Annotated in this window: 7 protein-coding genes; 3 read left to right on the top strand and 4 right to left on the bottom strand. The window is 73.4% G+C overall.

Going from position 1 to position 5508, the window contains the following annotated elements; genetic code table 11:
- From AB0C20_RS34945 to AB0C20_RS34930, 4 genes are all read right to left on the bottom strand, one after another.
- A partial coding sequence (locus AB0C20_RS34945; protein ID WP_357569615.1) for a hypothetical protein occupies positions 1–260 on the bottom strand: 260 nt, incomplete at its 3' end.
- Positions 253–1326 (bottom strand): hypothetical protein, encoded by a 1074-nt coding sequence (locus tag AB0C20_RS34940; protein ID WP_357186722.1) that lies wholly within the window; start codon positions 1324–1326, stop codon positions 253–255. The genes AB0C20_RS34945 and AB0C20_RS34940, both read right to left, overlap by 8 nt.
- Positions 1327–1332: 6 nt before the next feature.
- Positions 1333–1593: a hypothetical protein gene (locus tag AB0C20_RS34935; protein WP_030490934.1), complete on the bottom strand. Its 261-nt coding sequence runs from the start codon at positions 1591–1593 to the stop codon at positions 1333–1335.
- 152 nt (positions 1594–1745) lie between these two features.
- Positions 1746–2138: a hypothetical protein gene (locus AB0C20_RS34930; protein WP_210818727.1), complete on the bottom strand. Its 393-nt coding sequence runs from the start codon at positions 2136–2138 to the stop codon at positions 1746–1748.
- A gap of 140 nt (positions 2139–2278) precedes the next feature.
- Here AB0C20_RS34930 and AB0C20_RS34925 point away from each other — a divergent pair, with 140 nt between their 5' ends.
- From AB0C20_RS34925 to AB0C20_RS34915, 3 genes are read left to right on the top strand one after another with little or no spacing between them, the layout of a single operon-like run.
- Positions 2279–4837, top strand: coding sequence for an ATP-dependent Clp protease ATP-binding subunit (locus AB0C20_RS34925; RefSeq protein WP_355007897.1), 2559 nt, complete (start codon positions 2279–2281; stop codon positions 4835–4837).
- The gene (locus AB0C20_RS34920) at positions 4834–5046 is read left to right on the top strand and encodes a hypothetical protein (protein ID WP_238685865.1); all 213 of its coding nucleotides are present in this window, start codon (positions 4834–4836) and stop codon (positions 5044–5046) included. The genes AB0C20_RS34925 and AB0C20_RS34920 overlap by 4 nt, the downstream gene beginning before the upstream one ends.
- Entirely contained in the window at positions 5046–5396 is a 351-nt protein-coding gene (locus AB0C20_RS34915; protein ID WP_091408434.1) for a DUF3140 domain-containing protein, read from the top strand. Before AB0C20_RS34920 ends, AB0C20_RS34915 begins: the two co-directional genes overlap by 1 nt.
- Positions 5397–5508 lie beyond the last annotated feature (112 nt).

Genomic DNA, 5508 nt, shown 5'->3' with positions numbered 1-5508 from the left:
TGCCGGGCCGCGTCGGCGGCCCGTCGGGCCAGTTCGGCGATCCGGGTGGAGTAGCGGGCGTCGATCTCGGCGATGCGGCGGTCCCGTTGGGCGCCCACCCGCGCCGGTACGGCGGCCGCCGCCCGCCGGACCCGGGCCAGTCGTTCCCGCCCAGCGGTCAGGTCGGCCTGGGCGGCGGACAGCCGGGTACGGCTGGCGCCCAACGCCTCGGCGAGGGTGTCCCGGACACGGCTGGCCAGCTGACCACGCCGGTCAGCCATCGGAGCCCCGACGCGTCGGCGCGTCCCGCCAGGGGCTGCCCGAGCGCGGCGGCAGGCCACCGGAGCGCTGCGCGGCGGCGCTGCCCGGCCGCTGGGCCGCACCGCCGACGCGGGGAACCGCGCTCGGTCGCCCGATCCCGCCCGATTGCTGCGCACCCGCCGGTTGCCCGGCCCGCGCCGGTTGCCCCGCGCCGGCCGGTTCTCTGGCGCCCGCCGGTTCTCTCGCGCCGCCGGTCGGCAGGTCCCGGCCGAGGCGGGCGAGCAGCAGCCCGGTCGCCACCCCGGCGGTCACCGCGGAGTCGGCGGCGTGCGGTGGCTCCCCGGAGGCGCGCGGCGGCGGCATCCGGCACACCCGGGTCAACAGCGTCTCCAGCACCGGCGGCGGCAACCCGGGCAGCAGGTCGCGGACGCGTCCGTCCAACTCGCCGCGCAGCCGCCCGAGGTCAGTGGCGCGCGGCGGGTGCCCGAGCAGCTCGCCGGCCAGCTCGCGCAGCAGCGGCGGCGCCAGCGCCGCCATGCCCAGCCCCACGTCGGCCGGGGCCCGGCGCAGCTCCTTGCGGAGCCGGTCCCGGTCGCCGGAGCGAACACCGCCCACCACTCGGCGCAGCAACTCCTGCGAGTCGTCCACCCGCTCGTCGGGTTCGTCGTCGGTGCCCTCGCGCCCGCCGGTCAGCTCGGCCACCCGCACCGACCACCAGCGGCGCATGCGCACCTGCTCGGCCGGCTCCGGCGCGACCTCGGCGGGCCCGGACGCCGGTGGCGTGTCGTGTCGGGGCGCGCGTTGCTCAGGGCGGGGCGCCGGGCCGCCGTCCGCGCCGAGGCCGATCGCCGTCAGGTAGGCCGACAGCTGCTCCTGGGCCACCCGCAGCGCGTAGCCGGCGCTCTCGGCGTGCTCGGTGGCGGCGGACAGCTCGGGCACCCCCATCGGGTTGGCCGACTCCTGTCGTACCCAGCGCAGCCGCTCCGCGGCCAGGCCGAACTTCTCCAGCGCCTGCCCGAGCAGCGCCACCGGGAACTCCTCGGTGGCGGCGCGGACCTGCCCGCCGACATCCTCGATGATGGACATGGCGGCCTACAGGGTGGAGACGTAGAGCTGCGCCTGCTCCACCGCGACAAGTGTCGCGGCGAGACAATCCTCCAGCTCCTGGCTGGCCTGGGTCAGCGACGCCTGGGCCGCCTCCACCGTCTCGTGCCCACTGCCCTCGAGGGCCCCGGCCAGGGTCTGCTGTGCCTCGGAGAGTTTCTCGCCGGCCGCCTGCACGGCTGTCTGCCCGTCTCCGATCTGTTGGAGGGCGACATCGATGGCAGCCTTCAGCTCGGCGACGCTCGCCACGGCGGAACCTCCTGGGGGCGGGGAGATCTCCATTAGAGCCTATCGGCGGTTCCGAAAGAACATCCGCCCTGTCGGTGTTCCTGCCCGCCTGTCCGGAAGGCCCTCGGAAGTGCCGGGAGTCCGATCTGTGGGAGTCCCAGTGCGAGAATTTCTCAGTTGTTGGTCGGGTTCTCGCGGAGCCAGCGTGGGCCGTACACCTCGGCGCCCAGCGCCGTCACCCGCCCGCGCAACTCCCGATCGGCGGTGACCACCAGCCGCCGACGCCGCGGAGCGCCCTCCACCAGCTCGACCACAGTGTCGTCGCCGGAACCGGCGGCGGAGACCACCCGGACCCCCTCGGTGCCCGGCACGTCCCGCGCGGCCCCCTCGACCACCAGGACCACCTCCACCGGGGCGGTCAGCCGGGCCGGCAACCCGATGGTCGCCACCGGGGCGAGCGAGTCGCGCAACCGGGCAGCGGCACCGGCACGGTCACGCCACCACCCGTTCGGGCGCGAGCCCACCACGTTGGCGCCATCCACGATCAGCAGCGGGGTCTCATCCATCCCGTCAGCCTGCCACCATCGCCCGGCCCTGACCCGACGCCACTCCCGGAATGCCGGTCCTCCGCCACCTGCGGCGTTTGTCGGGGCGCGCGCCGGGTAGCCCCTGCCGACCGTGCCGAGCCCTACTGCGGAGGACAGACATGATGGGACCCGGTGACATCGGCTCCGACCCGTGGGACGAATTCCTGGCCAGGTACTTCGGCCGGGGCGAGGGAGGGCGCCGACCGCCGCACCGGGTCGACATCACCCGACTGATGACGGCCGACGCCCGGGAGATGCTCGCCGACGCGGCCCGGCGGGCCGCGCAACGGCAGAGCAGCGACCTGGACACCGACCACCTGCTCTGGGCGGCGCTGCAACGCGAACCGCTGCGTGACCTGGTACGCCGGGCCGGTGCCGACCCGGACACCCTGCTCAACGCCCTCGGCGGAAAGGGCGACGGCGCGCCGCGCGGGGAGGTGCCGCCCAACCTGTCGTTGACCCCCGCCGCCAAGCGGGCGCTGCTCGACGCCCATCAGCTGTCCCGGGCGATGGGCGCCAACTACATCGGCCCCGAGCACATCCTGATGGCGCTGCCGCTCAACCCGGAGTCGCCGGCCGGGCGGATGCTGGCCGCCGGCCGGATCCAACCCGAGTCGTTGCAGGCCGCCAACGCCGAGCGTGGGCCGATGACCGGGCCGAAGCCGGACCGCGGCACCCCCACCCTGGACCAGTACGGGCAGGACCTCACCGACCTGGCCCGCAACGACCAGATCGACCCGGTGATCGGGCGGGCCGACGAGATCGAGCAGGCCGTGGAGATCCTGTCCCGGCGGACCAAGAACAACCCGGTGCTGATCGGCGAGGCCGGCGTCGGCAAGACCGCCATCGTCGAGGGGCTGGCCGAACGGATCTGCGACGGCGACGTACCGCAGACCCTGCTCGGCAAGCGGGTCGTCCAGCTCGACCTGGCCGGCCTGGTCGCCGGCACCCGCTACCGGGGCGACTTCGAGGAACGGCTGAAGAAGGTGATCGACGAGATCCGCGCGCACCGGGACGAGCTGATCATCTTCATGGACGAGATCCACACCCTGGTCGGGGCCGGTGGCGCCGGCAGCGAGGGTGGGATGGACGCGTCCAACATGCTCAAGCCCGCCCTCGCCCGCGGTGAGCTGCGGGTGATCGGCGCGACGACGCTGGACGAGTACCGCAAGAGCATCGAGAAGGACGCCGCCCTGGCCCGGCGCTTCCAGCCGGTGCTGGTGCCCGAGCCCAGCGTCGACGACACCATCGCCATCCTGCGCGGGTTGCGCGACCGGTACGAGGCCCACCACCAGGTGCGCTTCACCGACGAGGCGCTGGTCTCGGCGGCTGAGCTGTCCGACCGGTACGTCACCGACCGGTTCCTGCCGGACAAGGCCATCGACCTCATCGACCAGGCCGGCGCCCGGGTGCGGCTGCGCACCCGCACCCCCGCGTCCGACGTGCGCGAGCTGGAGCAGGAACTCGACGAGGTACGCCGGGACAAGGAGCAGGCCGTCACCGACGAGCAGTACGAGCGGGCCTCCGCGCTGCGTGACCGGATCTCCGAGCTGGAGGAGGACATCCGACGCGCGAACGGCGAGGACGGCTCGTCCGGATCCCAGGTGCCCGAGGTGGGCCCCAAGGAGATCGCCGAGGTGGTCTCCCGGGCCACCGGCATCCCGGTCAGCCAGCTCACCGAGGAGGAACGCGACCGGCTGCTGCGCCTGGAGGGTCACCTGCACCAGAAGGTGGTCGGTCAGGACGACGCGGTCACCGCCGTCGCCGAGGCCGTGCGTCGTTCCCGGGCCGGGCTGGCCGACCCGGAGCGGCCGATGGGCAGCTTCCTGTTCCTCGGCCCGACCGGAGTCGGCAAGACCGAGTTGGCGCGGGCCCTCGCCGAGGCGTTGTTCGGCGAGGCGGACCGGATGGTCCGGGTGGACATGAGCGAGTTCCAGGAGCGGCACACTGTCAGCCGGCTGGTCGGCGCGCCGCCCGGATACGTCGGCTACGAGGAGGCGGGTCAGCTCACCGAGGCGGTGCGTCGCCGCCCGTACGCGGTGGTGCTGCTCGACGAGATCGAGAAGGCCCACCCGGACGTGTTCAACATCCTGCTCCAGGTGCTCGACGACGGCCGGCTCACCGACAGCCAGGGTCGTACCGTGAACTTCAAGAACACCGTCCTGATCATGACGAGCAACCTCGGCTCCGAGCTGATCACCGGCGCCCAGCGCTCGGTCGGCTTCGGCACCGGGGACGTGGGCAGCGAGCAGGAGAGCAACGAGCTGCGGGAGCGGCTCATGCGCCGCCTGCAGGAGAACTTCCGCCCGGAGTTCCTCAACCGCATCGACGAGGTCATCATCTTCCGCCGGCTGGAGGCCGAGCAGCTGCGCGACATCACAGCGCTGCTGCTGGAGGAGACCCGCCGTCGGATGCACGCCCAGGACCTCCAGGTGGAGTTCACCACCGCCGGCATCGACTGGCTCGCCGAGCACGGCTACCAGCCGGAGTTCGGTGCCCGCCCGCTGCGCCGGGTGATCCAGCGCGAGGTGGACAACCACCTGTCCCGGATGCTGCTGGAGTCGGCGATCTCGCCGGGGCAGAAGGTCACTGTGGACGTCCGCGACGGCGCGCTCACCTTCGACGTGACCGCGGGCGAGCGGGGGTACACCGCCGCCACGACCACACACCCGCGATGAGCGGGCCGGCGCGAAGGGACGAACACGAGGACCCGCACCAGCACGCGGAGTCCGCGAAACCCCGGGACGAGGACGACCATCCCGACCCGATCCTGGCGCCGCCCACCGCGAACCCCCGCCGCACGCGGGTGCCCGCGGAGGGCCTGCATCCGAAGACCGACCAGGACGACCCGGAGACGTCCGGGCCGCCGCCCGGAGAGGAGACCTGATGGTACGCGAAGCGCGGCTCGACCCCGAGGTGGAAGTGCTCTGGGAGGACTTTCACGCCGAGGTCAACGTCCCGTCGGAGCAACTGCGGACCTGGCTGCTGACCAGGGGTTCGGGGGAGGAGTCGTTCAGCCCCAACCCGAACCTCGACCTGCCCCAGCCCGGCCGGGAGATCCTCAAGGTGCTCAACAAGCGCAAGGTGGACCTCACCCCGGAGGACATCGAGGTGATGCGGGAGGCGGTCGAGCGGATCCGCGAGCTGATGGACGCCAAGCCGTCGCGCGGCAACGCCGATGACAGCTGGCGGCACTCCCTGCTGGACCTGGGTCACGACCCGCTCGTCGAACGCTGAGCGAGGTTAGACCCGCGGGGGGGGGGGGCCGGGCCCCGGCCGGGGCCCCGGGGGGGCGGGGGGGGCTGGGGGGGGACCCCCCGGACAGCCGGCTACACACCAACAAAAACCG

Source organism: Micromonospora sp. NPDC048843, assembly GCF_040649965.1.
GTDB lineage: Bacteria > Actinomycetota > Actinomycetes > Mycobacteriales > Micromonosporaceae > Micromonospora > Micromonospora hortensis.
This window is presented reverse-complemented; position numbering and strand designations above follow the sequence as displayed.

Coding starts and splice junctions, on each gene's coding strand:
- AB0C20_RS34930 (WP_210818727.1), bottom strand. CDS start 2,138: ATGGATGAGACCCCGCTGCTGATCGTGGATGGCGCCAACGTGGTGGGC.
- AB0C20_RS34925 (WP_355007897.1), top strand. CDS start 2,279: ATGATGGGACCCGGTGACATCGGCTCCGACCCGTGGGACGAATTCCTG.
- AB0C20_RS34915 (WP_091408434.1), top strand. CDS start 5,046: ATGGTACGCGAAGCGCGGCTCGACCCCGAGGTGGAAGTGCTCTGGGAG.
- AB0C20_RS34940 (WP_357186722.1), bottom strand. CDS start 1,326: ATGTCCATCATCGAGGATGTCGGCGGGCAGGTCCGCGCCGCCACCGAG.
- AB0C20_RS34920 (WP_238685865.1), top strand. CDS start 4,834: ATGAGCGGGCCGGCGCGAAGGGACGAACACGAGGACCCGCACCAGCAC.